Source organism: Azonexus sp. GW821-FHT04F04 (assembly GCF_059420025.1).
Genome location: NZ_JBWKSX010000004.1, coordinates 147,467 through 172,615 on the forward strand (window position 1 = coordinate 147,467; position 25,149 = coordinate 172,615).

The 25,149-nt window shown below is 63.4% G+C and carries 17 protein-coding genes; 6 read left to right on the forward strand and 11 right to left on the reverse strand.

The features are described 5' to 3' along the window. Positions 1–5 precede the first annotated feature (5 nt). Positions 6–467: a single-stranded DNA-binding protein gene (ssb, locus tag AC07TV_RS10125; protein WP_226403635.1), complete on the reverse strand. Its 462-nt coding sequence runs from the start codon at positions 465–467 to the stop codon at positions 6–8. Positions 468–477: 10 nt separating this feature from the next. Next, positions 478–1,686: an MFS transporter gene (locus AC07TV_RS10130; RefSeq protein ID WP_494648265.1), complete on the reverse strand. Its 1,209-nt coding sequence runs from the start codon at positions 1,684–1,686 to the stop codon at positions 478–480. Between AC07TV_RS10130 and AC07TV_RS10135 the strand changes: the two genes are divergently transcribed. The 3 genes from AC07TV_RS10135 to AC07TV_RS10145 are packed head-to-tail and all read left to right on the forward strand — an operon-like array spanning position 1,686 to position 4,086. Next, positions 1,686–1,877, forward strand: coding sequence for a hypothetical protein (locus AC07TV_RS10135; RefSeq protein ID WP_494648266.1), 192 nt, complete (start codon positions 1,686–1,688; stop codon positions 1,875–1,877). The two genes, AC07TV_RS10130 and AC07TV_RS10135, sit on opposite strands and share 1 nt — an antisense overlap. Further along, the gene (locus tag AC07TV_RS10140; RefSeq protein WP_494648267.1) at positions 1,867–2,745 is read left to right on the forward strand and encodes an SPFH domain-containing protein; all 879 of its coding nucleotides are present in this window, start codon (positions 1,867–1,869) and stop codon (positions 2,743–2,745) included. The genes AC07TV_RS10135 and AC07TV_RS10140 overlap by 11 nt, the downstream gene beginning before the upstream one ends. 12 nt (positions 2,746–2,757) lie before the next feature. Next, a complete protein-coding gene (locus AC07TV_RS10145; RefSeq protein WP_494648268.1) occupies positions 2,758–4,086 on the forward strand; it encodes an ATP-binding protein in 1,329 nt (442 codons plus the stop codon). Here AC07TV_RS10145 and AC07TV_RS10150 read toward each other — a convergent pair. Beyond that, positions 4,083–4,892: a restriction endonuclease gene (locus tag AC07TV_RS10150; RefSeq protein WP_494648269.1), complete on the reverse strand. Its 810-nt coding sequence runs from the start codon at positions 4,890–4,892 to the stop codon at positions 4,083–4,085. The two genes, AC07TV_RS10145 and AC07TV_RS10150, sit on opposite strands and share 4 nt — an antisense overlap. A 237-nt stretch (positions 4,893–5,129) precedes the next feature. Between AC07TV_RS10150 and uvrA the strand changes: the two genes are divergently transcribed. After that, positions 5,130–7,952 (forward strand): excinuclease ABC subunit UvrA, encoded by a 2,823-nt coding sequence (gene uvrA / locus AC07TV_RS10155; protein WP_494648270.1) that lies wholly within the window; start codon positions 5,130–5,132, stop codon positions 7,950–7,952. A 71-nt stretch (positions 7,953–8,023) separates the two neighbouring features. Further along, positions 8,024–8,398 carry a diacylglycerol kinase gene (locus AC07TV_RS10160; RefSeq protein ID WP_494648271.1) on the forward strand — a complete coding sequence of 125 codons (375 nt, stop codon included), beginning with the start codon at positions 8,024–8,026 and terminating at the stop codon, positions 8,396–8,398. A 27-nt stretch (positions 8,399–8,425) separates the two neighbouring features. On the opposite strand, the gene AC07TV_RS10165 is transcribed toward AC07TV_RS10160, so the two are convergent. The 8 genes from AC07TV_RS10165 to AC07TV_RS10200 form a co-directional block, all read right to left on the reverse strand. Continuing rightward, positions 8,426–9,745: a GGDEF domain-containing protein gene (locus tag AC07TV_RS10165; protein WP_494648272.1), complete on the reverse strand. Its 1,320-nt coding sequence runs from the start codon at positions 9,743–9,745 to the stop codon at positions 8,426–8,428. Positions 9,746–9,797: 52 nt separating this feature from the next. Further along, on the reverse strand, positions 9,798–10,547 hold the full coding sequence (locus AC07TV_RS10170; RefSeq protein WP_494648273.1) for an ABC transporter substrate-binding protein: 750 nt from the start codon (positions 10,545–10,547) through the stop codon (positions 9,798–9,800). 84 nt (positions 10,548–10,631) lie between these two features. Further along, complete coding sequence (locus AC07TV_RS10175; RefSeq protein ID WP_494648274.1) at positions 10,632–14,000, reverse strand: UvrD-helicase domain-containing protein; 3,369 nt, start codon at positions 13,998–14,000, stop codon at positions 10,632–10,634. An 84-nt stretch (positions 14,001–14,084) separates the two neighbouring features. Beyond that, positions 14,085–16,370, reverse strand: a complete 2,286-nt coding sequence (locus tag AC07TV_RS10180) for a hybrid sensor histidine kinase/response regulator (protein WP_494648275.1) — start codon at positions 16,368–16,370, stop codon at positions 14,085–14,087. A 119-nt stretch (positions 16,371–16,489) separates the two neighbouring features. Further along, positions 16,490–19,171 carry a PD-(D/E)XK nuclease family protein gene (locus tag AC07TV_RS10185; protein WP_494648276.1) on the reverse strand — a complete coding sequence of 894 codons (2,682 nt, stop codon included), beginning with the start codon at positions 19,169–19,171 and terminating at the stop codon, positions 16,490–16,492. Between the two features lie 27 nt (positions 19,172–19,198). Continuing rightward, positions 19,199–19,963: a ComEA family DNA-binding protein gene (locus AC07TV_RS10190; RefSeq protein ID WP_494648277.1), complete on the reverse strand. Its 765-nt coding sequence runs from the start codon at positions 19,961–19,963 to the stop codon at positions 19,199–19,201. Positions 19,964–20,011: 48 nt separating this feature from the next. Then, positions 20,012–22,204: a patatin-like phospholipase family protein gene (locus AC07TV_RS10195; protein WP_494648278.1), complete on the reverse strand. Its 2,193-nt coding sequence runs from the start codon at positions 22,202–22,204 to the stop codon at positions 20,012–20,014. A 56-nt stretch (positions 22,205–22,260) separates the two neighbouring features. After that, entirely contained in the window at positions 22,261–22,914 is a 654-nt protein-coding gene (locus tag AC07TV_RS10200; protein ID WP_494648279.1) for an OmpA family protein, read from the reverse strand. 168 nt (positions 22,915–23,082) lie between these two features. Between AC07TV_RS10200 and AC07TV_RS10205 the strand changes: the two genes are divergently transcribed. Then, positions 23,083–25,140: a site-specific recombinase gene (locus tag AC07TV_RS10205; protein WP_494648280.1), complete on the forward strand. Its 2,058-nt coding sequence runs from the start codon at positions 23,083–23,085 to the stop codon at positions 25,138–25,140. Positions 25,141–25,149 lie beyond the last annotated feature (9 nt).

Below are 25,149 nucleotides of genomic sequence, written 5' to 3' on the forward strand. Positions count from 1 at the left end.
CATTTTTAAAATGGGATGTCGTCACCGAGATCGTCGAACGATGGCTTCGGCTTGTTCTTGGCCGGGGCCGGGGCGTAATCGGTCGGCTCGCTGTCGTAACCGCCGCCACCGCCGGCCGGGGCGCCCATGCCCTGGCGCGAGCCGAGCATTTTCATTTCGTCGCCACGGATTTCCGTCGTGTAGCGCTCCTGGCCTTCCTTGTCGGTCCATTTACGGGTGCGGATGCTGCCTTCGACATAAACCTGCGAACCTTTTTTCAGATACTGGCCGCAGATCTCGGCCAGCTTGCCGAAGAAGGAAATGCGGTGCCATTCGGTCAGTTCCTTCTTCTCGCCGGTCGCCTTGTCCTTCCAGTTTTCGCTGGTCGCGACCGTGATGTTGCACATCGCCTCGCCGCTCGCCGTGTAACGAACTTCCGGGTCCTTGCCCAGATTGCCGACGATGATTGCCTTGTTAACCGATGCCATGAAATGTCCCCTAAGCAGTTTGTGTCGCAGCGGCAGTGACGCGCCGTTGCGGAAAATTCATCGAGTTTGCCACCACCAGCCAGACCAGAACCAGCCCGGTGCAGGCAGCAAAAACAGCATTATCGCCGAAATTCTGCGCAATATAGCCGCCGGCTGCACCGCCAACGAATAGCCCGAGCGCCTGCGTCGTGTTGTAGACCCCGAGCGCCGCACCCTTGGCGCTGGGCGGCGCGGTACGCGAAACCAGCGAAGGCAAGGTTGCTTCGAGCACGTTGAAGGCCACAAAGAAAAGCACCAGCCACAAGGCCAGTGCCCACAGGCTTGCGCTGTAAAGGAGCAGGCCGGACTGAACGACGACGAGGAGCGCGATGGCAGCGAGGAAGATCGGCCGCATCTTGTCCTTGCGCTCGGCGGCGATGATGGCCGGAACCATGATGGCGAACGAGAGGAGCACGGCCGGCAGGTAGACCTTCCAGTGCGCGGCAGCTTCGAGGCCACCGTGATTGACCAGGGCATGCGGCAGGACAACGAACATCGCCATTTGCACCATGTGTAGCACGAAAATACCGACGTTGAGGCGGATCAGGTCGGGGTCGAAGACAACCTGACGCAGCGGCAGCTTCTCATGGCCGAGCGGCGGCGGGGCCGGCGGTACGGCCTTGAGCAACAGAATAATGGCGGCCAGCGCCAGTGCGCCGGTCATGATGAACAGGCCGGCCATGCCGATCCAGCCGTAGAGAATCGGCGCGCCGACCAGCGACAAGGCGAAAACGAGGCCGATCGACGAACCGATCATGGCCATCACCTTGGTCCGGTGCTCCTCGCGCGTCAGGTCGGCGGCCAGCGCCGTCACCGCGGCCGAGATGGCGCCCATGCCCTGCAGCACGCGACCGACGATGATCCATGTCATGTCCGGCGCCCAGGCGGCGACAAAGCTGCCCACCGCGAAGACGAGCAGGCCGACGACGATGACCGGCTTGCGTCCGAAAATATCGGAGGCGATGCCGTAGGGAATCTGGAAAAAGGCCTGCGTCAGGCCGTAGGCGCCAAGCGCGAAACCAACCAGCGCCAGGTTGTCGCCGCCGGGCAGCGTTTTCGCATAGACCGAAAACACCGGCAGGATTAGGAAAAGCCCGAGCATGCGCAGGGCAAAGATGGAAGCCAGGGAGGCGCCGGCGCGGCGTTCCTCGGGGCTCATGCGGTCGTTTGGGGGGGCCATTGTCGTTTTTAATTGTTGCATTGCAGCGAGACAACAATATTAGCAGGTTTGGTGAAACGCCATCGAGACTCGGCGGCTCCCACGGTCAACCGGAAAAAACGGCCAAAATTGAAATAATTGCGCCATTGGCTCGCCATCTTGCCGATGCTATGCTGGCCAAAAGCATGGCGAGGAGAAACGGTGAGCAATAACATAGAAGAACGCGAGGCAAGCGCCGTTTCCGGCTGGCTGGCGCTGATCGTCTGGCTGGTACTGTTCGCCGGTTCGCTGTGGCAGGTTTTTGGCAATATTTTCATTTACAACCGGCCGCCCGCCGTCCTCGGCTTTGTTGCATTGCCCATCTTGGTCTTTCTCGCCAAAGGCTTCGTCATTCTGGCGCCAAATATCGCCGCCGTTTTCACCTTTTTTGGCCGCTACGCCGGCACGCTGCGCGACGACGGCTTTTTCTGGGTCAATCCGTTTTACCAGCGACTACGCCTGTCGCTACGCGTGCACAACCTGAACACGCCGACGCTGAAGGTCAACGACCGCGCCGGCAATCCAATCGAGGTCGGCGCCGTTGTCGTCTGGAGAGTGGCCGACACGGCGCGAGCCGCCTTTGATGTCGAGGACTATGCTGCCTACATCCTGATCCAGACCGAATCGGCCGTCCGTGTCGTGGCAAGCGCCCGTTGGTACGACGGCGACGAACATGGCAATAACTCCCTGCGCGCCGACCTAAACAGCGTCGCCCAGGCACTTTCCGACACCATTCAGGAACATGTTTCCCTTGCCGGGCTGGAAATCATCGAAGCACGCATCGCCCACCTTGCCTACGCTCCCGAGATCGCCAACGCCATGCTCCGTCGTCAGCAAGCGCAGGCCGTCGTCGCTGCCCGTAGCTACATTGTCGAAGGTGCTGTTGGCATGGTGCGCCTGGCTATCGATCATCTGGAGCGCGAATGTGTCGTCAAACTAACAGAAGCCGACCGTGTGCACCTTGTCGGCAATCTGCTCACCGTACTCGTATCAGACAACGAGACACATCCGGTCATTTCGGTAGACAAGGCTGGCGCCTGAGCCAGGATAAGCGTGAAGAAAAAGCATCCACAAGCCCCCTTTCGCCAACAATGGCAGCAGATACGGTGCGCCAACGATCTCTGTCATTCGACACGCTGCATTGATCAGGACACGCTTAACAGCGAGGTTTACAAGGTTTTCGAAAAGCACCCTGAACTGCAGTGTTTGCCGGTTACCGGCAAGGACCGCATTATTGGTCTGATCAATCGGGAGTCTTTCATGACCGAGATGGCCGGGCGTTTTCATTGGGAAGTTTACAGCAAGAAGCGTTGCGTCAAACTGATGCAGGACGACCCGCTGATCATCGACGCCGACATGACGATTCCCGACATCGCCAGTCGCCTCCTCGATACAGGCGCCGTAAATACCCTTGCTGACAATTTCATCGTTACCCGAGCTGGCCAGCTACTTGGCATCGGTTATACCAGAAACGTCATGGCCGTCCTTCTTACCCAGGAACAGCAGGCCACCGAAGAGCTTCGCCGGCACCACGAGCGACTGACACAAATGGTCGAAGAACGGACCCATGACCTGCTTCAGGCAAAACTTGCTGCCGAACGCGCCAATCTTGCCAAAAGCGAATTTCTCTCCAACATGTCGCACGAATTGCGCACCCCGCTCCACGCCGTACTGGCCTTCTCGCACAAGGGCCTGGAAAAGGCCAAGGAGGCGCCGCGCGGCAAGCTGGAGAATTACTTCAACTACATAACCGAGAGCGCGACCAGACTCTCGAAGCTCGTCCACGAACTGCTTGACCTGAGTGCTCTGGACTCCGGAAATGCACAATTAAAGCCCGTCCCCGCCGATCTCTGCGCACTGGCCCGGCGCGTTGTAGACGAAGCGTTTCTGCTCGCCGAGGGCCGGGCCATTTCTTTAGTCTTCGAGGCAAAAATCGAGACAGCGCCGATCATTTGCGAGCCAGAGCGCGCCCGCCAAGTGCTACGCAACGTAATCGGCAACGCCATCAAATTCTCCCCCCCGGCTTCGACAGTCAGGGTCCTGACTCGCTGGAAATATTCGGCGACCGCCAACGAACACGACCTGCCAACAGGCGCCGTGGTCCACGTCATCGATCAAGGGCCAGGTATTCCCGATGACGAACTCGACGGAATTTTCGAGCACTTTACCCAGTCGACCGTCACCCGCACCGGTGCCGGAGGAAAAGGGTTGGGTTTGGCCATTTCCCGCGAAATCATGCGCCTGCATGGTGGCTCGATCAGCGCCCGGAACAATCCTGAAGGCGGCGCGTGCTTCGTTATAGAGTTTCCGGTGCGCCAACCCGCCGCCCATACAGCCGCATACCCGGCTGAAGGCGGTTCGCCCCCTGCTTCAGGCATTTAAACTTCCCGGCTGCCCGTACACGCAGGGAAACTGGTGCAGCCCCAATCCACCTGAACGGTGGTTCCTCCCTGCTTTTTCATTCGCGGCATCATCACCTTGCCGCAATTCGGGCAGGCCGGTGGTGCCGGGTCATGGTGCCGCCGCGAGAACATCGGCGAAATGGTGACTTCGCCGGTGCTCGAAGCCGACACTTTCTTGATCAGCCGCCGCAAGGAATCGGCCGGAACGACACGAATCGAGCGACCCAGTGCGGCTTTTCTCGCTTCATCGGTGAACCGGCCGGAGGCCACGATGAATCCGCCGACGGCCCGTTCCGCGCTGATCACGGCAGCCAACTCGCGCACGGCCAGCGCATCGACCGTTTTTTCCTTCCACCGGCGGCATTGCACGAGATAGCGGTCACGCCCCATGAACAACTCGAGGTCAACGCAACCCTGATGCCGCGAACCGGTGCGCTCGACGACGAGAAACCCTTCACGACGAAAGCCCTCGGCAACCAGCTTTTCAAAGTCATGAACGCTCATCCGCGCCAGCGCATCGGTCGTCGGACTCAGCATTTCTACCGGGGCTCCCCGGCCGTGGCGATGCACGAAGGAAATCAGCGCAACGATCAACAGCAGCCCGGGAACGATGTACTGGGGAAAGCTGGCCAGATTCTGGTCGACGCCCTTGCCGAGAACCATCCATGCCGCGAGGTCGTGAAAAACCCAGTACGCGACCAAGGCCAGCAATCCGCCAATCTGCCAGGGGAGACTGGCCGCAAGATCGATGGCGCCGGCAAGCGGCGGACACACTTTCCGTGCCATGAAAAATCCATAATAAATGTATGGCGCATATTTTGACGGCAAGTCCGGCGCACGGCAAGTCCGCTTGCCCCGCGCGGCATCCGCGGGATTTCAAAATTCGCCGTTTTTCCCGGTTGACCGTGGGATCGGCTCTTGCCCGGCTGAATGGCGGATTTTCATCCGGATGCAAACGAAGCCGGGGCGAACCCGGCTTTTTTGCGTATAGTTTCCCCTTCCCCAACCCCGAAAAAAACAGCGATGGAATTCATCCGCATTCGCGGCGCGCGCACCCATAATTTAAAGAACATCAACCTTGATCTGCCGCGCAACCAGCTCATCGTGATCACCGGGCTGTCCGGCTCGGGCAAGTCCTCGCTCGCCTTCGACACGCTCTACGCCGAGGGGCAACGCCGTTACGTCGAGTCGCTCTCGGCCTATGCCCGGCAATTTTTGCAGCTCATGGAGAAGCCCGATGTCGACCTGATCGAAGGCCTGTCGCCCGCCATTTCCATCGAGCAGAAGGCGACTTCGCACAACCCGCGCTCCACCGTCGGCACCGTCACCGAAATCCACGATTACCTGCGCCTGCTCTTCGCCCGCGCCGGCACGCCATATTGCCCCGACCACAACCTGCCGCTCGAAGCGCAGACGGTGTCGCAGATGGTTGATTCGGTCCTCGCCCTGCCAGCCGAAACCAAACTGATGATCCTTGCCCCGGTCGTCGCCAACCGCAAGGGCGAACAGCTCGACCTCTTCGCCGAACTGCGCACCCAGGGCTTTGCCCGCGTTCGCGTGGACGGCACGGTCTATGAAATCGACGACGTGCCGAAGCTGGCCAAGACACACAAGCACACCGTCGACGTCGTCGTCGACCGCCTGAAAGTGCGCGATGACATGCGCCAGCGCCTGGCCGAATCCTTCGAAACTGCGCTGCGCCATGCCGAGGGCCGGGCCATTGCATTGGAAATGGACACGGCCAAGGAATACATGTTCTCGGCCAAGTTCGCCTGCCCGGTCTGCTCCTACGCCCTGCAGGAACTCGAACCGCGCCTGTTTTCCTTCAACAACCCGATGGGCGCCTGCCCGAAGTGCGACGGGCTGGGCGTCATCCAGTTCTTCGACCCCAAGCGCGTCGTCACCAACCCGGCCGCCTCGCTGGCCAACGGCGCCATTCGCGGTTGGGACAAGAAAAACCAGTTCTATTTCCAGATCATCGAATCGATCGCCGACCACTACGGTTTCTCGGTCGACACGCCTTTCGAGCAACTGACCGAGGCCGAGCGCCAGCTGATCCTCTACGGCTCCGGCAAAACCGAAATCAATTTCCGTTACCTCAACGAGAAGGGCACGCGCTTCGACCGCAGCCATTCCTTCGAGGGCATCATCCCCAACCTCGAGCGGCGCTACCGCGGCAGCGAATCGAATGCCGTGCGCGAGGAATTGTCGAAATACGTCAGCAGTTCGGCCTGCCCGAGTTGCGCCGGTACCCGGCTGCGCGTCGAGGCCCGCCACGTGCGCGTCGGGGAAAAGACTTTGCACGAAATCAGCCGTCTGCCGCTCGGCGAGACGCGCAATTACTTCAACTGCCTGACGCTGGCCGGCAACAAAGCGCAGGTTGCCGACAAGATTCTGAAAGAAATCACCGCCCGCCTGAGCTTCCTGATCAACGTCGGCCTCGATTACCTGTGCCTCGAACGCTCAGCCGAGACGCTGTCCGGCGGCGAAGCGCAGCGCATCCGGCTGGCCTCGCAGATCGGCTCGGGCCTGACCGGCGTCATGTACGTCCTCGACGAACCGTCGATCGGCCTGCACCAGCGCGACAACGACCGCCTGCTGCAAACACTCAAGAACCTGCGCGACATGGGCAACACGGTGCTCGTCGTCGAGCACGACGAAGACGCCATCCGCAGCGCCGATTACGTCGTCGACATCGGACCCGGCGCCGGCGTCCATGGCGGCGCCGTTGTCGCCCAGGGCACGCCGGCCGAAGTGACGGCCAACCCGCTGTCGATGACCGGCGACTACCTGTCCGGCCGCAAATCGATTTCGGCACCAAAATCGCGTCGACCGCAGGACCGGAACAAGCAGCTCAAGGTTGTCGGCGCCTACGGCAACAATTTGAAAGACGTCACCCTCGAAATCCCCGGCGGCCTGCTCACCTGCATCACCGGCGTTTCCGGCTCGGGCAAATCGACGCTGATCAACGACACGCTCTACGCCGCGGCCGCCCGCCATCTCTACGGCTCGACGACCGAGCCGGCGCCGTACAAGGAAATCATCGGCCTCGAACTGTTCGACAAGGTCATCAACGTCGATCAGGCGCCCATCGGCCGCACGCCGCGCTCCAACCCGGCAACCTACACCGGGCTCTTGACGCCGATCCGCGAACTGTTCGCCCAGGTGCCCGAATCGCGCGTCCGCGGCTACGGCCCGGGCCGCTTCAGCTTCAACGTCAAGGGCGGCCGCTGCGAAGCCTGTCAGGGCGACGGCATGATCAAGGTCGAGATGCACTTCCTGCCCGACATCTACGTCCCCTGCGACGTCTGCCACGGCAAGCGCTACAACCGCGAAACGCTGGAAGTCCAGTACAAGGGCAAGAACATTTACGACATCCTCGGCATGACCGTCGAGCAGGCCCGCGAATTCTTCGACCCGGTGCCCAATATCGCGAGAAAGCTGCAAACCCTAGTCGATGTCGGCCTGAGCTACATCACCCTCGGCCAGAGCGCCACCACGCTGTCCGGCGGTGAAGCCCAGCGCGTCAAGCTGGCCCTCGAACTCTCCAAGCGCGACACCGGCCGCACGCTCTACATCCTCGACGAACCAACCACCGGCCTGCATTTCCAGGACATCGAAATGCTGCTCAGCGTGCTCCAACGGCTGGCCGCCAACGGCAACACCATCGTCGTCATCGAGCACAACCTCGACGTCATAAAGACGGCAGACTGGATCGTCGACCTCGGCCCGGAAGGCGGCGACGGCGGCGGCCGCATCCTCGTTTCCGGCACACCGGAACAGGTCGCCAAGTGCAAGGCCAGCCACACCGGGCGTTTCCTCAAACCGCTGCTCGACAAGAAATAGCCGGAAACGACGATGCCACGGTCAACCGGAAAAATCGGCCAAAATTCAAAACGCCAAGGCAAGACAGGACGATGAGCGCGCCCGAGAATTTCAAGGGCAAACGCGGCCTGTGGCGACTGATCAACGCCCTCGGCTATTCGTGCGAAGGCCTGCGGGCGGCATGGCAAAACGAAGCGGCCTTTCGGCTGGAAATGCTGAGTGCCGGCATCGCCATTCCGCTGGCCTTTTACCTCGGCAAAACCGGCGTCGAACGGGCCTTGATGATCGGCAGCGTCGCCCTCATCCTGATCGCCGAAATCCTCAATTCGGCGGTCGAAGCCGTCGTCGACAAGGCCTCGCCGGAAAAAAACGAACTGGCCAAACGGGCCAAGGACATGGGCAGCGCCGCCGTGCTGCTCAGCCTGCTCAATGCCGCAGCCGTCTGGGCCTGTCTGCTCTGGAGCTGAACGGCCCGAAAAACCTCAGATGGCCTCTCAGAACAGGCTGGCCGTGCGCGTATCCGGCTCGTTTTCGAATGCCGACTCGGGCACCGGCGGCCCGGACAGCACGACCCGGTTGCGGCCGAGGCGCTTGGCTTCGTAAAGCGCCTCGTCGGCGCGCTTGAGCGCAATCTCGATCGGACATTCGCTGGCATCGGCCAGCCCGATGCTGACCGTAGCCTTGACCGAGCGGCCATCGGGCAAAGGGACTTCCATGGCATCACAGCGAGCGCGCAGGCGTTCGGCCAGTTTTTCCGTCTCGGCCGGTCCGATTTCCGGGAAAAGGAAAGCGAACTCCTCGCCGCCGTAGCGGCAGACCAGATCCGACTGACGCAAGGTGTCCTGAACCAGTTCGGCAAAGGCACGTAGCACGGCATCGCCGGCGGCGTGGCCGTAGGTGTCGTTGAGTTTCTTGAAGAGGTCGAGGTCGGCCATGGCCACTGTCACCGGCCGCCGATAGCGCTGGGCACGCTGCAGTTCGACTTCGGCCGACTGCATGAAATGGCGGCGGTTCATGAGCCCGGTAAGACCATCCTTGTTGGCCAGCTTTTCGAGCACCTGCCGGGTTTCTTCGTTCTGGATAAGCAGCGCATGGTGTTCGCAGATGGATTCTTCGACGGCCTGGATTTCGAGCATCGTCGACGGTTTGAATTCGGGCGCCGGGCGGTCGGCGCTCAGCGTCGACAGGGCGAGGTTGATCTGCTGAAGTGGCTGAATCAAATGACGGCGAACAATGATCATGAATCCAAGCAGGAAAACGCCAACCAGAATCAGCGCCATCATCAGCTTCGAACGCGCCAATTTCATCGCACTCGTCGCCACTACCAGATCGTTATTGGCCAGATTGATGCCCTGGATCGATACATCGTCGACCTGCATGCCAAGACGCGCGGCAAGACGCTGCCACTCGTCGTAGCGCATGGCCGGGCGGCGATCGTCGGCGACAGCCTGGCGCACGACATCGCCGAGAAACTGCTCGGTTTCGCGCGCCAGCTGGGCGGCGCCGGGATGTTCGAGGATGCTTGGATGACTGGCGATCAGGGTCACGACGAACATCGACTGCTGACGCGAGGCATGCGAACTGACGGCAAAGATGCGCTCGCCTTCCTGGCGAAGTTGTTCGAGATTTCTGGCCAGACGCTGGAAACGGATGATTTCCGGCACCGTCTGTTCCTGTAACCGGCTGGTTGCTTCGATGACGCGTTGCTGGTCGAGCGCCAGCAGGACGACAGCGGCCCCGAAGGCTGTCACGAAAAGTGCAGCCAGCAACGCAAAGGCCCGACCGGCCTGGATCGCCTGAAGCGACTTGATCACGGCAAGCCACCTGCCGCTCGATAGCGGACTGGAATCTGGGAGATAACTGGCATCAACTCACCCGAAAGGGCAAAAACCGGGAATTGATCCGATCATACGTCCCATTGCGCTTGATGCGTTCGAGCGCCGCGTTAATTTCTTTCTGCAATTCGGGCCGATAGGGTGAAATGCCGAACGAAGCATCGCCGCCCAGCTCGGGGGCTTGCAACACCGTCGTGGCCAGGTCCAGTTGCCGGAAAGCCGCGTTTTTCTGCAGGCTGATGCCGGTGATCATCGGCACCAGCACAGCCTGGGCTTCGCCGGAAACCAGCGGCGCGCCCAATTCACCATGGGTGGCAACCGGGTGCATTTCCCAGCCCTGCTTGCGGCCATAGGCCTCCTGGGCCGAACCGCCAACAACAGCGACTTTGACCCCGGCTTGCCCGGGGCTGACGCCGGAGCGAGCCAGCCACAGTGACATCGACCGGTAATAGGGCTTGGCAAATAGCATCTTGGTGCGCCGCTCAGGCGTTTCAAGCAGGCCAACCGCGGCGATGTCGGCCTTGCCCTGGCTGAGGGTCGGCAGCAACGCGCTTTGCGTGACGACATCGAAAGCGCAATTGACGCGCATTTCACTGCACACCGCCCGGGCAATCTCGACGCTGAAACCGGTCAGCTGGCCAGACTCGTCGCGAAAGGACATCGGCGGCGCATTGTCGAGCACGAGGACGCGCAAGGCGGGCTCATCTGCCGCCAGAGCTCCACTTCCGAGGCTGGCAGGGAGCGCGCAACACAACAGGAAGACAAGCGCAGCGCGAGACATGTTTATCGCATAAATTCGACCGGACCGGCATTATAGTCGATATGAATATAACGTTGCGCCTCGTCGTTACCCTAGCCCCCTCGTTTACGGCACTCCGGCCAGCTCGACCAGCCGCCCCTGCACCGGGAAGAAAATGGCCAGCCTGAGCGGCAGCCCGCCGTCGGCGAACAGATCGGCATAGCGTTCGAGCTGCGGCCGGTAGCTTTCGGCGCGTTGTGGCAGTTCGGCATCGGGCAGGCGCGCCGTCTTGTAGTCGATGATCCAGCGGCAACCATCGGCGACGAAAATGCGGTCGATCACGTGGTTGACCGCGACCTCGCCATCGCTGCTGCTCCAGGCCTGCTCGGCAGCAGCTTCGCGATGCTCGGCGAGCACCCAGCGACCGCTGTCGGAGTTCAGCGTGGTGCGCAGTGCCGCGATGACTTCCGCCGCACCGCTGACAGCCTCTTCCTCGCCATGGCCCTGGCTGCGCAGCCAGCGCTGACAGGCCGGCTGGAGCGTGGCAATTCTTGCGGTCGACCAGCTTTCCAGGCCATTTTTTGCGATCAGTTCGAGGTAGCGGTGAACCAGCGTACCGACCGAGGCTTCGAGCGACAGTCCAAGCTCCACTTCGTCGAGATCGAGCGGGTTGTCAGCCGGGCGCAGGCCTTCGGGTAGCGCGCCGAGGCTGGCGGGCAGCACCGTTTCGCGCAGGCGGACGAGCGGCGGGATGAAGGTCGCAGGGTCGATACCGAGGCTGGCCGGCAGAACGGCTTCGTTCCCGGCCAGCGCCGCGACGAATACCGGCTGGGCGACACCCGGCCAGAGCAGATGGAGCAGCGTGCCGGCAGCCGGTGGCTTGAGACCGTCGTCCTTCTTGTCATCGGCGACGGCCACGCCGAGCAGATGCAGCTTGCGGATGGCGCGCGTGGCGGCGACATAAAGCAGGCGCTCATCCTCATGGGCGGCGCGTTCGGCTTCGAGCTTCTTGAGGTAGTCGTAGGCGGTCGGCTCGCCGTTGCCGGCGCCCTTTTGTTTCATCGGCGCGACGAGCAGATGTTCGTCGCCATCGGCCCCGGCCACTTCATCCCAGAGCAGCAGGCTGCTGTCGTTGCCGCCGGTGCCCCGGTCGAGGCCGGGCAGGATCACGGTGTCGAATTCGAGGCCCTTCGATTTGTGCACGGTCATCATCTGCACCGCATCGCCGAGCGGGTCGGACGGGGCGTAGAGCTCGGCGGCGTGGGCGGCCAGCGTTTCGGCGCTCAGGTTGCGGCTGGCGACGAGTTTGTCGACAAGCTTGAAGAAGGCGGCGACGTCGTTCAATGCCTCGGGCGCTTCGAGGCAGCGCGGCCCGCCGAGCATGAGCCAGATGCCTTCGAGCCAGCGCCGCGGATGCTGGCGGGCGCGGCCGGCGAAGGCCAGGTGCAGGACTTCGCGGACGTGCAACAGACGTTGCCGGCCATCTGCGGACAGACGGGCGATACGGGTTTCGTCCTGCATCAGCTGCCAGATCGTCGAATTCCGGTCGTCGGCGGCCAGCACATGCAGGTCGGCCAGCTTGAGACCGCACCACGGCGCGCGCAGGAGCGCCAGCCAATGGACGCGGTCGGCGCGGTGATGGAGAGCGCTGAACAGGGTAAGCAGGTCCTGGACATGCTGACGACCGTCCAGCCCTTCGATGTCGACGGCCTGGAAACGCAGGTCGGGCGCGCTGCGGCGGATTTCGGCGACGAGCGCGTCAAGGTGGCTGCGGGCGCGAACGAGGACGGCGATGCGCTCTTCCGGCGCCTCGCGACGCGCCTGCTGGATGATGGCCAGGATGCGGCAGGCTTCTTCGCCAAGGGCATCGGTGCCGTCGCGCGCGATGACCGGATGCACCTCGACACCACTATCGGCGCGCGCCGGCCGGGTCGCCGCCGATTCGGCGTAGCGCACGGCGCCGGCTTCGGGGCTGTCATCGGCCGGAAAGATGCTCGGGAACGCAGTGTTCACCCAATCGACGATGCCCGGATACGAGCGGTTGTTGCGGAACAAGCGCAGGTGGCCGAGCTTGATGTCGCCGATGCCGCGCTCGCGGACGCGCAAGAAGAGACCAACATCAGCCTTGCGGAAGCGGTAGATCGACTGCATCGGGTCGCCGACGACGAACAACGTCCGCCCGTCACCGGGCATCCAGCCGCGCGTCAGTTTTTCGATCAGTTCGACCTGGGTCGGGCTGGTGTCCTGGAATTCATCAACCAGCAGGTGACGGATGCGGTAATCGAGGGCCTGGGCCAGATCGGTCGGCGCTTCGTCATCACCGAGGGCCAGCCCGGCGCGGGCGGCAATTTCAATGAAATCGACCTCGCCGGCTTCCTGAAAGGCCAGCCACAACTGCCCGGCGGCCAGCCGAAGCAGGCGCGAAAAGCATTCGACGGTGGCCCATTCGCCGTCGCTCAGCTCTGGCCGAGGCAGCTTGACGAGCATGGCCAGCGCTTCTTCGAGGCCGGCGACGCCACGCAGTTCGGCGAGCAGTTCGAGCATGGCTTTTTTCTGGTCGGCAAATTCCTTGTCGGCCGGGAAACCGATGCGTTTATCGACCGTCTTGCGCAGCGTGCCGGTGCCGGTCATGAGCAGGGCGGCCACTGCCTGCCAGCGCGACAAATCGGCGATTTCCACGGTCAACCGGAAATTCCAGTCAAAAATGGAATCGAGCGTTCCCGGCACATTGGCCGCCGCAAAGCGGGCCAGCGGCATGAGCAGGCTTTGCAGACGGCCGTCGAGCCGTTCGCCGACGATCGCCAGATCGCGTTCGATCAGGGCGGCGAAACCAGCCTCGACCTCGGCCTTCATCACCCCGCTTTCGATGCGCGAAGCGTGCTGCAGCCATTGATCGCGCCGGCCGAGCATGGCGATCAGCAGTTTTTCGAGACGCCCGGCGTTGTTGTCCATGAAGGCCAGCGCCTCGGCCACGATGTCGGCATCGGCACCGCCGGCTTCGACCATTTCCAGCGTCCGCCGCGCCGCCGTCGCGTAGTGCGCCTCGGCGTCCTCGGCGACGCCCGGCTGGGCGCCGAAGCGGCTGAGGTAGGGCATCTGCCGGGCCAGGCTGGCGCACAGGGCGTCGAGCGTCGTAATGCGTAGCCGTCCCGGGTGGCCGAGCAGGTGCCAGCCTTGCGCCGCATCGTGGGCGAGAACCTTTTGCGCCAGGCCGAAAGTCAGCTGCTTGTGGGGCTCGGCCGGCAGATTTCCACTCGCCGCCCGCTCCAGGCTGCCGAGAATGCGGTCGCGCATCTCGGTCGCCGCCTTGTTGGTGAAAGTCAGCGCCAGCACTTCTTCGGGATCCTCGACGACGGCCAGCAGGCGCAGATAGCGCTGGGTCAGCAACTCCGTCTTGCCCGCCCCGGCGGGCGCTTCGACGATGAACGAGGCGACTTCCAGAGCGCGCAGCCGAGCGGTTTTGTCTTCTTCGAGGCGGTCGACCGCAGCAGTCACAGGCAGGGAGCTTTCCGAGGAGGGAGCCGAGGCAAACGAATGTTGCCCGGCGGCGGCAAATCGTACGCCGGGCAGCGCTTTGCCTCAAGTGATCGATGGCTTTTCCGGTCTGGCCTGTTCCCGACGCTTCAGCGCCTTGAGGACAGCCGAGAAAAGCAGGCCGGGCGGGCTGGGCTTGGCGAGAAAGTCGTTCATGCCGGCTGCCAGACAATTGGCCTTGTCCTCGGCGAAGATGTTGGCCGTCACCGCGATGATCGGCACGTCAGCAAGGCCAGGCATGGCGCGTATCTGCCGCGTTGCTTCGAGGCCATCCATGCCAGGCATCTGGATATCCATGAGGATCAGGTCGTAAATCCCCAGTGTGACTTTTTGCACTGCCTCCCGGCCATCGACGGCGATATCGACGGCCAGCCCGGCACTTTCCAGCAAGGCCGTCGCCACCTCGCGGTTGATCGGTTCGTCCTCGACCAGCAGTATCCGTCGGCCGCCGTATTCCCGGCCGAGAACCGCCTCGGCGGGTTCCACCGGACTGGCAAGATGCACCGAGGCACCCGGCCCGCCTTTTTTCAGGCGCACGGTAAACCAGAAAATACTGCCCATGCCCGGCGTGCTGTTCATGCCGGCGGTGCCGCCCATCAGTTCGGCCAGCTTGCGGGTGATGGCCAGGCCGAGGCCGGTGCCGCCATACTTGCGGGTGGTCGAATTGTCCGCTTGCTCGAAGGCCGAAAAGAGGCGGCCAGCCGCTTCGGGATCGATGCCGATACCCGTATCCTCGACCTCGAAACGCAGTACGACATCGCCATCCGTTTCCTCGGCTGTCAGAACGCGAACGATCACCACGCCATGGTCGGTGAACTTGACGGCATTGGCCACATAGTTGAGCAGCGCCTGCTGCAGCCGGGTCGCATCGCCGAGCAGTGGGAATGGCAGCTCCTCGGCATCGGCATACAGCCGCAAGCTTTTCGCCGTGGCCCGCTCCTGGAGCATGGAAACGACATTGCGGGCGATGCCGGCCGGGCTGACCGGACTTTCCACCGTGGCAAACTTGCCGGCTTCGATTTTCGACAGTTCGAGCACCGCATTGACGATTTCCAGCAGATGGTGCCCGGCTGCATCGATTCTTTCCAGACGGGCCATTTGTTCCGGCGGCAACCCGGCGCGCCGGATGATGTGGGCCATCCCGGTGATGGCATTGAGTGGCGTCCGTATTTCATGTGACATGTTGGCGAGAAAGGCGCTTTTCGCCACGTTGGCTGCCTCGGCCGCCTCCTTGGCCGCAATCAGGGCTGCTTCGGCTTTCTTGCGCTGGCTGATATCGCGCACGAAGGAAATCATCCTGGCTGGCAGGCCATCATCGGCTGGAATGTAATACAGGGTTACCTCGACCGGAATCAGCGCGCCGTTCTTTGCCCGGTTCTGCGTCTCGATCTTGAACCAACCCTTTTTCCGGATCATGGCTACCGCCTGCTCGGTCTCGTCCATGGCCTGTTTCGGATAAATGTCCCCAACCCGCAGCTGGAGCATCTCCTCGACCGAGTAGCCGAGCATCTCGGCGGCAAAACTATTGACGTCGATCAGGCGCTTGGTTTCGAAATCGCTCCAGCGGATGCCGATGCCGACGCTGTTCATCGCAAACTGGGTATCGAGCAACTTGCGATGCACTTCGCGCAGGTCGGCCGTCCGCTTCTGCACCAGATCTTCAAGTTGATGCCGGTATTGATCGAGCTCGGCTTCGTTCTGCTTGCGCTCGCTGATATTCACCGAAATGCCGCCACCGCGCAGCGGGCGCCCATCGGAATCGCGCTCGACGACCATTCCCCGGGAATGAATCCAGCCCCAGCCGCCAGCCTGGAGACCAACCCGGTACTCGACGGAAAATGGTGCCCCACCGACCCTCGCCGTTTCCTGATAGGCCGCCGCGAACCCGGCCTGGTCGTCCGGATGCACGGTCGCCAGCCAGCTCTGCAGGGTCATTGGCGGCGGCTCTCGCGGAATATCCAGAATCGTCAGCAACGAGGGGTCGTAACGCAGGGAGCCATCGACAAAATCCAACTCCCAACTACCCATCCGAGCCGCCTGCAGCGCCGTCATCAAACGGCTTTCCAGGCTGGACATATCTCGCGCCAGTGAAACCCGCTGCTGTTCGGCCAGCTTGCCCAGCAGATAGCCCACCACGACCAGTGCCGGCGGCGCGGCCAACACCGCCGCCACCAACCCCGTCAGCAGATAATCCCAAGGCACCGAGCCTTTGAGCAGAAGCCCCATCGCCGACACGATCAGCTCGACCATCACGACAACACCGACTGTGGCGACCGCGGACAAGCGCCACCCTTTCAAGCGTTGCAATAGCGGGACAAGATCAGGCGACACGTTGAGGCACCTCCAGACAAAAGGGTGAGCGAAGCAAAGCCCTTTAGCTTATTTTTCGCCCATCCCGACGCCGATGGGTTGACCTATAACAAACGTATTAGATTGAGCCTCAGTCCTTGCTAACCGGCCTGCGCGGCGGCCAGCAGACGACGCCGTTCGGGTAGTCTGAGCAGCGGCAGGACCTCGCAATATTGCAATGCCTTTTCGTCGGCAAAAACGACACCGGCCCGGCCCTGCTTGACCTCTTTGGCGACGGCGTGCAGCCGCTCGCGCCAATGGGTGATGACGGCGACCCAGTCGGGGAATTCGGCCGGGTCGAAGATTTTCTGCTTGTCGTCGCCGATCCCCTGAACGCCGGGCAGGATGTCCTTTTCGTCGGCCACACCGGCAAAGGCCGGCTTGTCGAGCAACACCTTGGCGAAGACGACGGCGGCGACATCTTCGTTGACCAGTGCGGCGTAGATCGGCAGTTGCGGCTCGGTGATGCGCTGCTCGGCCCAGTTCTTGGTGTCGACGGCGGCGCCGGTCTTGTAGTCGATGATGACCTGCCGGCCGTCGGCCAGCTGATCGATGCGGTCGACGATCATCTTGACCTTGATGCCCTCGATCTCGACTTCGGCCGGCGCTTCGCAGGCAATGACGTCAAAGCTCAGGCCACGCTTGGCCTCGACCTGCAGCCACACATCCACCAGTTTCGCCAGACGCGCCGCTTCGAGTACGCGAAAGCGAGCCGGCAGCGTGATGCGGCGGTCGAGCTCGAAAGTATCCAGCGCCTTGGCGACGGCTTCGGCGATGGTTTGCTGGCGGCTCAGGTCGCCCAATGCGGCGAGCGCCTCGGATGACTTTACGGCCGTCCAGAAAGCTTCCAGTGCCTCGTGCACCAGCGTGCCGCGCGCCGCCGGGTCGAGGCCTTCGACCGGCTCATCCATTGCCTCGCCGCCGAGACGGTACTGAAAGTAGGCCCAGGCCGGGCATATCGCCTGGGCCCGCAGGACCCAGCTGCCGCCGGAGACTTTTTCGCCCTCGCCGACCGGCGGCGCCATGGCGTCGTCTATCTGCTCCAGCGCCGCGGCCGATTCGTCGGCCATTTGCCGGGCCAGCGTCGTGACGTCGGCCGAAGCGTTGGCGGCGAGCGGAATCCCGGCAATGAGCGGACTCGGCCGCAGGACGCGATTGCCGTCGGCTTGCGCGAACGAGAAAGTCACCTCCGGCGCCGACTGCGCCAGCCGGGCATGGACGCGCCGGGCAAAATCGAGCTCGACTTCGGCGCTGGCGTGGGCCGCTCCGGCCGCCCGCAGCAGCTCGGCCGGCAAGAGCGGATTGGGGCGCGGCGGCGGCGGCCACAGGTCGTCGTTCATGCCCATGACCCACAGGACGTCGAAATCAAGGCCGGCGCTTTCGAGGACGCCGAGCACCTGGATCGCCGGCCGGCCGCGCGTTTCCGGCTGGAACAGGCGCTGGCGGCAGAGTTGCGCCAGGCGGCGCACGGCTTCGGCGAAAGCCAGCGGCCCGAGCAGACCGTCGAGCCGGCCGAAACCGTCGAGCACTTCGCCAAACGCCCGGCGGGCCTGGAATTCATGGCTGGACAACGGCCGGTCGCCGGGCCAGCCGGCCGCTTTGAGGCAGTTGCGGAAGACCCCGGCCCATTGCCCGGGCGGCAGCTTGCGGCTGGCTGCCGCCGCAGTTTCAGCGAAAGCGTCGAGGGCGTCGACGGTTTGCGGACAGAGCGGTGCTTCGCTTTCGGCCAGGCGCCGGGCCAGACGGATCAAGGCCGGCAAGGTCGTGAAATAGGGTAGATCGCGGCGCAGAGCGGCGTCGAGCCGGGCCCGGCCATCGGCCTCGCCGTCGGCGGCCGACCAGCCGCCCGCCAGCAGCAAGGCCGACAAGCGGCTTTGCTCGACCTTGGCTCGGCCGCTACCGAGAGCCAGCAGATCGAGGGCAACGCGGATCAGCGGCAGATCGGCCAGCGCCCGGCCGAGCGAGAAATTGAAAGCGCGCGGCACTTCGGCTGCATCGGGACGAATCAGCGCCGGATGCAGCGCGTCGTCGAGCAGGAACTCCAGCCGGTCACGCACGCCGGCCAGATCGGGCGCCACGATGCCGAGCCGGCACGCCGGATTGGCGGTCAGTTGGTCCTGCACCCACGCGACCACGGCGGCGCATTCGGCGTCGCCGTCGGCGCAGGCGACGACGCGGTGCCGGCCATCGTCATTGCCACGGTCAACCGGAAATTTAGGCTGATTTTGAACACTGACGCCGCGCGCCGTCAGCGCTGCCATGAGGTCACGTTCGAGCGGCGTGTAGCGGTCGAAGCCGATGAAAGCGATGCTTGCCGGCAGGGCAAAATGACCGGCCGCGATCAGTTCAACAACTTGTCGCTGCAACCCGGCCGTGTCGATCCAGCCGTTGCTCCGGCAGCGTTTGTCGAATTCCGCCTGCCAGCCGATGAACAGTTTCGCCTCATCGGACAACTCGCTGCCGTCCGCCCTGATTTTCCAGACCCGGGCCAGCGCCTGCGCTTCGGCGGCCGAAGCCGCCATGCCCTGGATGTCGAAGAGTGGCGCCGCTTCGGTCAGCGAAGCAGCGATGACCTTTTCCCAGAGCAGGCGTTCGGAAAAAGCGTCGAGCCCGACGGGCAGGTCGGCGATGCCGCTGAGCAGCGCCTCGTCGGCCAGCGAGGCAAACCACTGGCCGAGCGTCAGGGCCTGCCGGGTGCGCCAGACGGCCCGCTCAGCCGGCAGCTCGCCGCGCAGGGTTTGGGCGAGACGGGTCGTTGCGCAGAGGTAGAGGCTATCGCTCAAACAGGCCTCGATATTTCGCCACTGTTATCAGTACGCCGCCGGCTGCGCCGGGCTGGCGGGTTTTGCTGGCGCACCGGGCATCGCCGGGCCGGCTGGCTTGGCGACAGGCGACGCGGGCTTGGCCGGTGCGACAGACGGTGCGGCTAGCTTGACCTCGGGGACAGCCGGCTTGGCCGGAGCCGAGGCCGGACCGGCCGGCTTGCCCGGCATGGCGGGGCGGGCCGGGGCAAGCGCCGCAGGTGATTTTTCCTCAGCGGGCTGCGCGGTGGCTACCGGCTTGCTCTCGCTGGCAGGCTTGCCGGGCATCGCCGGTCTGGCCGGAGAGGCCGGGCCGGCGGGCTTGGCCGTGTTCGTCGGCGCTGGCGCGGCAGGCTGAGCGGCTTCGTCAACTGGCTTGGCGAGCGGTTTGGCGACTGTTTTTGGCGGCGGCAAGGCTTTCGGTTTTGCCGGCTGAACCGATGGGCTGGCGGGAGAAGCACGTTCGGCTTTGCGGCTTTCGCTCTTGTTGTCGGTCTCGGCGCCCGAAATCCTGGTCGGGCCAGTGTAGGTAATCCGCCCTTTCAAGCCCTCGGCAACCGCGCCGCGTAGCTCGGGAATCTTGCGCAAATCGTCAATCGACTTGAACGGCCCGTTCTCACGGCGAAAATCAATGATCAACTGGGCCCGTACCGGACCGATGCCATTCAGGGTCTGCAACTCTTCGGCGGTAGCGGTATTGACGTTGACCCGGGCCAGGGCCTGGCCAACGCACAGCAGGCCAGCCAGGGCAAACATCAGAAAACGTGATTTCATGCTTTTCTCCCGGAAAATTAGTCGTTCAGTATGCCATTCGCCGCAGCGTCAGGGCGTCCCGACGAACAGGAAGAGATTGGAGACGCCGCTCGTCGAATAGCCGAAGCCGACATAGGCCGGCCCGAACGGCGTCTGGCCGCCAAGATACAGAGCCGCCGAGTCGAGTACGCCGACCCGCGTCGATTCGGAGTACGGCGAGCCGACCTTGGCCATTTCCAGCGCCAGCCCGACGCGCATGTCGCCACGCAGGCCGAGCGGCAGGCGGCCGATGATTTGTTCGCCGCGCACGCCGAGGTAGCGGATGTCGTCACCGATGATCTGACCCGGCGCGAACGCCGTCAGGTTGAGGAAGCCGCCCAGCGTGCCGGCGTCGAAAACCGGCAGATTGCCGCGCGGCGATCCGGTGTAGCGCAGCCGGGCGTTGACCACCGTACCGCCGAAGGCGAAGGCGCCGCGCAGGTCGGCATCAGCGCGCGCGTAGTTGCTGCCGGGCGACTCGAACCACGAAAGTTGCGCTGCCCAGCCGCGCGTCGGGAAGTACACGCGGTCGAACTGGTCGAAATCGAGGCTGGCCTTCCAGCCGGTCAATTTCTTGTCGCCCCTGGGCAGCGACGGGTCGCCGATATCAAGCTCAAAGTAGCGATGGCGCTGGACCCAGCCGAAACGAAGCGGCCCGAGCAGGCCGATGTTGGTGCCGAGAAAAGCGCCGACACTGGTTTCACTGTCACGGTACTGGGCGATGCGCTTGTCGTCTTCATAGACATTGAGACGGGTTTGGCCGACCCCGGCGGTGCCTTCGAAGAAGACGCGCTGGCGGGCGTCGAGCGGCTGGTAGTAATTGATGCCGAGGCGGTTGTTGGAGCCGATTTCGCCGTGGTAGATCAGCTCGCCACCGAGGTGGTTGAGCCAGGTCTGGTGATAGGCAGCGCGCAGACCGAAGGTCGAACCCTGGCTGTTGTCGGCCTGCAGATTGATGGCGAAGCGGGCGTAATCCGGCCCCCAGCGCTTTTCGATCGGCATGACGCGCAGAATGTTGCGGTCGCGCTGGGCGAGCACGGTGTAATCGACGCTTTCGTAGTAGCCGTCGCCATACATGCGCAGCAGGTCGCGGTTGATCACCGACGGCCGGATCGTTTCGCCCGGCTGGACGCTGAGATAGCGTTCAATAACGCCCTGATTGGCTCGCTCCAGCCCGACGATCTCGATTTCGTCGATACGCGGCGAGGGGCGGCGGGTGACTTCGATACTCTGCCACCATGCCGCGTAGGCCGACTCGCTGGCACTCAGGCGAGCCAGTTTGCCAATCGCCTCTTCGGCCGCCAAGCGGCCACTCTCGGCAGCCTCGGCATGTTTCGTAAAATCGCCCGCGGTGATCCCGCTGAGCTCGGGCTTGATGTAAATGTCGCCCGGCTTGAGCATGGCCAGCGAACGACTGACGTTCTGCTCGGTCAGGATGCCGACCATCTGCGCCGACACCGTCAGCAGCGAGCCGACCTCATCGGCCTTGAGCAGCGGCGAGCCGACATTGACGGCGATCACCACGTCAGCCCGGCAGCGTTCGCGGACTTCCGAAATGGGCAGGTTATCGACCAGCCCGCCATCGACCAGCTTGTGGCCCTGATGGTCGACCGGGGCGAGCAGGCCGGGCACCGACATGCTGGCGCGCATCGCCGTGGTCAGCGCACCATCGCGGAATACCACGCGCTCGCCCGTGCCGATATCGGTGGCGATGATCGACAGCGGCAGCGGCAAATCCTCGATGTTGCGCTCGCCCTGATTGGCGCGCACCAGCTGGTTGAAGAACAGCTTGATCTTCTGCCCGGCAACGACACCGCCCTGATAGGCCACACCGTTGGCCGAAACACCGCTTTCCGACCCGGGCAGGTAGCTCCGCGAGACCAGCTTGTTGCGGTAGCTCATCTCGGCGTATTCCGGGTTATCGACAAAAATGTCGCCCCAGTCCGCCGCGGCCAGCGCCTCGCGCATTTTCTCCGGCGACATGCCGGCCGCCCAGGCGCCAGCGATCAACGCCCCCATGCTGGTGCCGGCCACACAATCGATCGGCACACGTGACTTCTCCAACACCTCCAGCACGCCGATATGCGCCGCCCCGCGCGCCCCGCCGCCGCCCAGCACGAGGCCGATGCGCGGTCGGGCGGCATCAGCGGCCATTGCCACGGTCAACCCGAAAAAATGGGCAAAAATGAAAACGGCAACCAGACGGCGTATCGGCAATGTCATTCCTTTATCCGAAAAAAAACCCCGCTGGGCGGGGCTTTCATTGAAGCTTCGGCAGATTACTTGGTGCCGATGACTTCGATATCAACGCGACGATCCGGCTGCAGGCAGTCGATCAGGGCCTTGGTCTTGGCGTTGCCCTTGCACTTGTCGCCGGTGACCGGCTGCTTCTCGCCCTTGCCTTCGGTGTAAACACGGTTGGCTTCGATGCCCTTGGCAACCAGGTATTCCTTGACCGCGGCAGCGCGCTTTTCGGACAGCTTCTGGTTGTAGGCGTCGCCACCGATGCGGTCGGTGTGGCCAACGGCCAGGATCACTTCGAGCTTGATGGCCTTGGCCTTGGAAACCAGCTCGTCGAGCTTGGCCTTGCCGGCCGGACGCAGGACAGCCTTGTTGAAGTCGAACAGGGCGTCGGCAGCGACGGTGATCTTTTCGCCGGACGGCTTGACGCCGGTTGCAGCAGGCATGGCGGGCTTGGCGGCAACCTTGGGTTCGCAGGCTTCCTTCGGCAGCAGGTCCTTGTCGCACTCGCAACCGGCCTTGTCGGCAGCGGCAGCGGCCGGGGTCCAGTAACCATCGCGCCAGCACAGGCCGAAACCGGACTTGGCGACGACGTCACGACCGTCGATCAGGTAAACGCGTTCTTGGGCAACAGCGGTAAAACCGATACCGGCCAGCAGGGCCAGAACCAGAGATTTTTTGACGATATTCATTTTTGGCAGTCCCGGTGTAGTAATTAGGATGGTGGTCAATTCTTGAAACCTCTGAATTCTATTACGAATCGTCACATTTCAACCACTTGTCACGCATGGCGGGTAGTCTTTATCTCCGTTACCATGGGTCTGTCCGACACCCCGAGGGCCACTCCGGACTCCAAAACCATGACAAAAATCCAAGCCTTTTTCCTCTGGCTGTTTGGCAAGGCATCGCCGGTTGGCGACCCGCTGGCCGATGCCCTGAACCGCTTTCGCGACCCTCAAGCCGACACACTGGAGCTGATGCGGCGGCTGGTTGCCGCCCTGCGCCCGCAAAGTCGGCGTGCTGGCGGCTCGGCCGACCGTTACCAGTCGATGCTCGACCGGCTCGAATCCGATCCGGAGCTGCTCACCGCCTTTCGTGGCCACATCGTCCACTTCATCGCCACCCGCCGGCTGGTCACTTTCTTCACCGATAGCGGCGTGCTGCCGGGCACCGGCTTTTTCTCGGAATGGTGGCGCATCCTGGGCAGCCGGTTGCTGCCGGAAGTCCCCGACGAGCGCCGGCTGAAGGATTGCCTGCATGTCATCTACGACCAGACCGACGACTGGCGCTGGCTCGAGGCGATCCCGCCCGCGGCCTCGCAACGCTTCTGGGCTCTGCTCGCCCCGGCCGAGGAACTGCGCAATGTCGATTGGCACCGCATCCAGGAACAGATGCTCGACGCCGTATTGCTGCTCGCCCACCGGGTCAGCGGCCTGGGGGTCGAAAGCGAGTTGATGCGTGCCTCGCCCAATTTCGACGACGACACACCACGCTTCGTCGCGCTGTCGGCCGAGGCACTCGATTTCGTCAATTCATTCCGTGCTGCGCTCAACGATCCCGAACAGGAAGCCGACGACGGCAGCCAGTTGCTGGTCATCGCCGATCAGTGCCAGGACACCCTGCAGCGTATCCGGAAGCGGGCGCTCACTGTCGGTACCAGCCTCCATCTTTCCTACATTCTGACGCGCAGCGAGCAAAGCCTTGAGCGCCTGCGCGACCTCACCGCCATTCTCGCCATCGGCCAGCAGACAACGGCCCGCGACGAGGCCATCCAGTCCTGGGCGGAGTTCGCCCACGCCGCCTTCCTGGCCGAAAACCGCCGCAACAGCCTGCGTTTCTACGTCGCCCAGCTGTCTCAACTGCTTGCCGTGCGCGTCACCGAAAATGCCGCGCGCTCCGGCGAGCATTACATCTGCGACACGAATGCCGATTACCGCGCCATGTGGCGCTCGGCGGCCGGCGCCGGCATCATCATCGGCCTCATGGCGCTGCTCAAGATCAAGGCCGCCGCACTGCAAGCGCCACTCTTTGGTGAGGCTTTCATGTTCAGCATGATTTACGGCCTGGGCTTCGTCATCATCTTCCTGCTCGGCATGACGGTCGCCACCAAGCAGCCGGCGATGACGGCACAAACACTGGCCGGCCTGCTCGGCGACATCAAGCCGACGCGCAGCGCCGATCTCGAACGGCTGGTCGATGTCGCCGCCGCCGTCAGCCGCAGCCAGCTCGCCGCCATTGCCGGCAACGTCATGGTTGCGCTGCCCGTCGCCATCGCCGTCGGTTTCGGCCTGAGTTATTGGGCCGGGGAGCCGGCCATCACGCTCGACAAGGGCGCCCACCTGATTGGCGATCTCGACCCGCTGTCCTGGGCGCTGCCGCACGCCGCCATCGCCGGTTTCTACCTGTTTCTCTCCGGCCTGATCACCGGCTATTTCGACAACCGCGCCGCCTACGCCGACATCGGCCCACGCATTGGCCGCCTGCGCTGGCTGCAGGCGCTGTTCGGCCGCGAACGGGCCGGGCGTTTCGGCAACTACATCCAGGAACGCCTGGGCGGCATCATGGGCAATTTCCTGTTCGGCTGCATGCTCGGCTCGACCGGCGTCATCGGCACCATCCTCGGCCTGCCGCTCGACATCCGGCACATCGCCTTCGCCTCGGCCAACCTTGGCTACGCACTGGTCGGTTTCCAGTTCGCCTTGCCCCTCAAGGCCATCGCCTGGGCCGCTTTCGGCATCGCCGCCATCGGCTTCACCAACCTCGCTGTCAGCTTCGCGCTCGCCCTGCGCACAGCCATGCGCGCCCGCGGCATCGTTTTCGAACATTGGGGACCGTTGCTGAACGTCCTGGGGAGCCGCCTGCTCAGACAACCGCGCAGCTTCCTGCTGCCGCCGCGCCAAGCCGCTGCCAACGCGTAAAATGCCGGC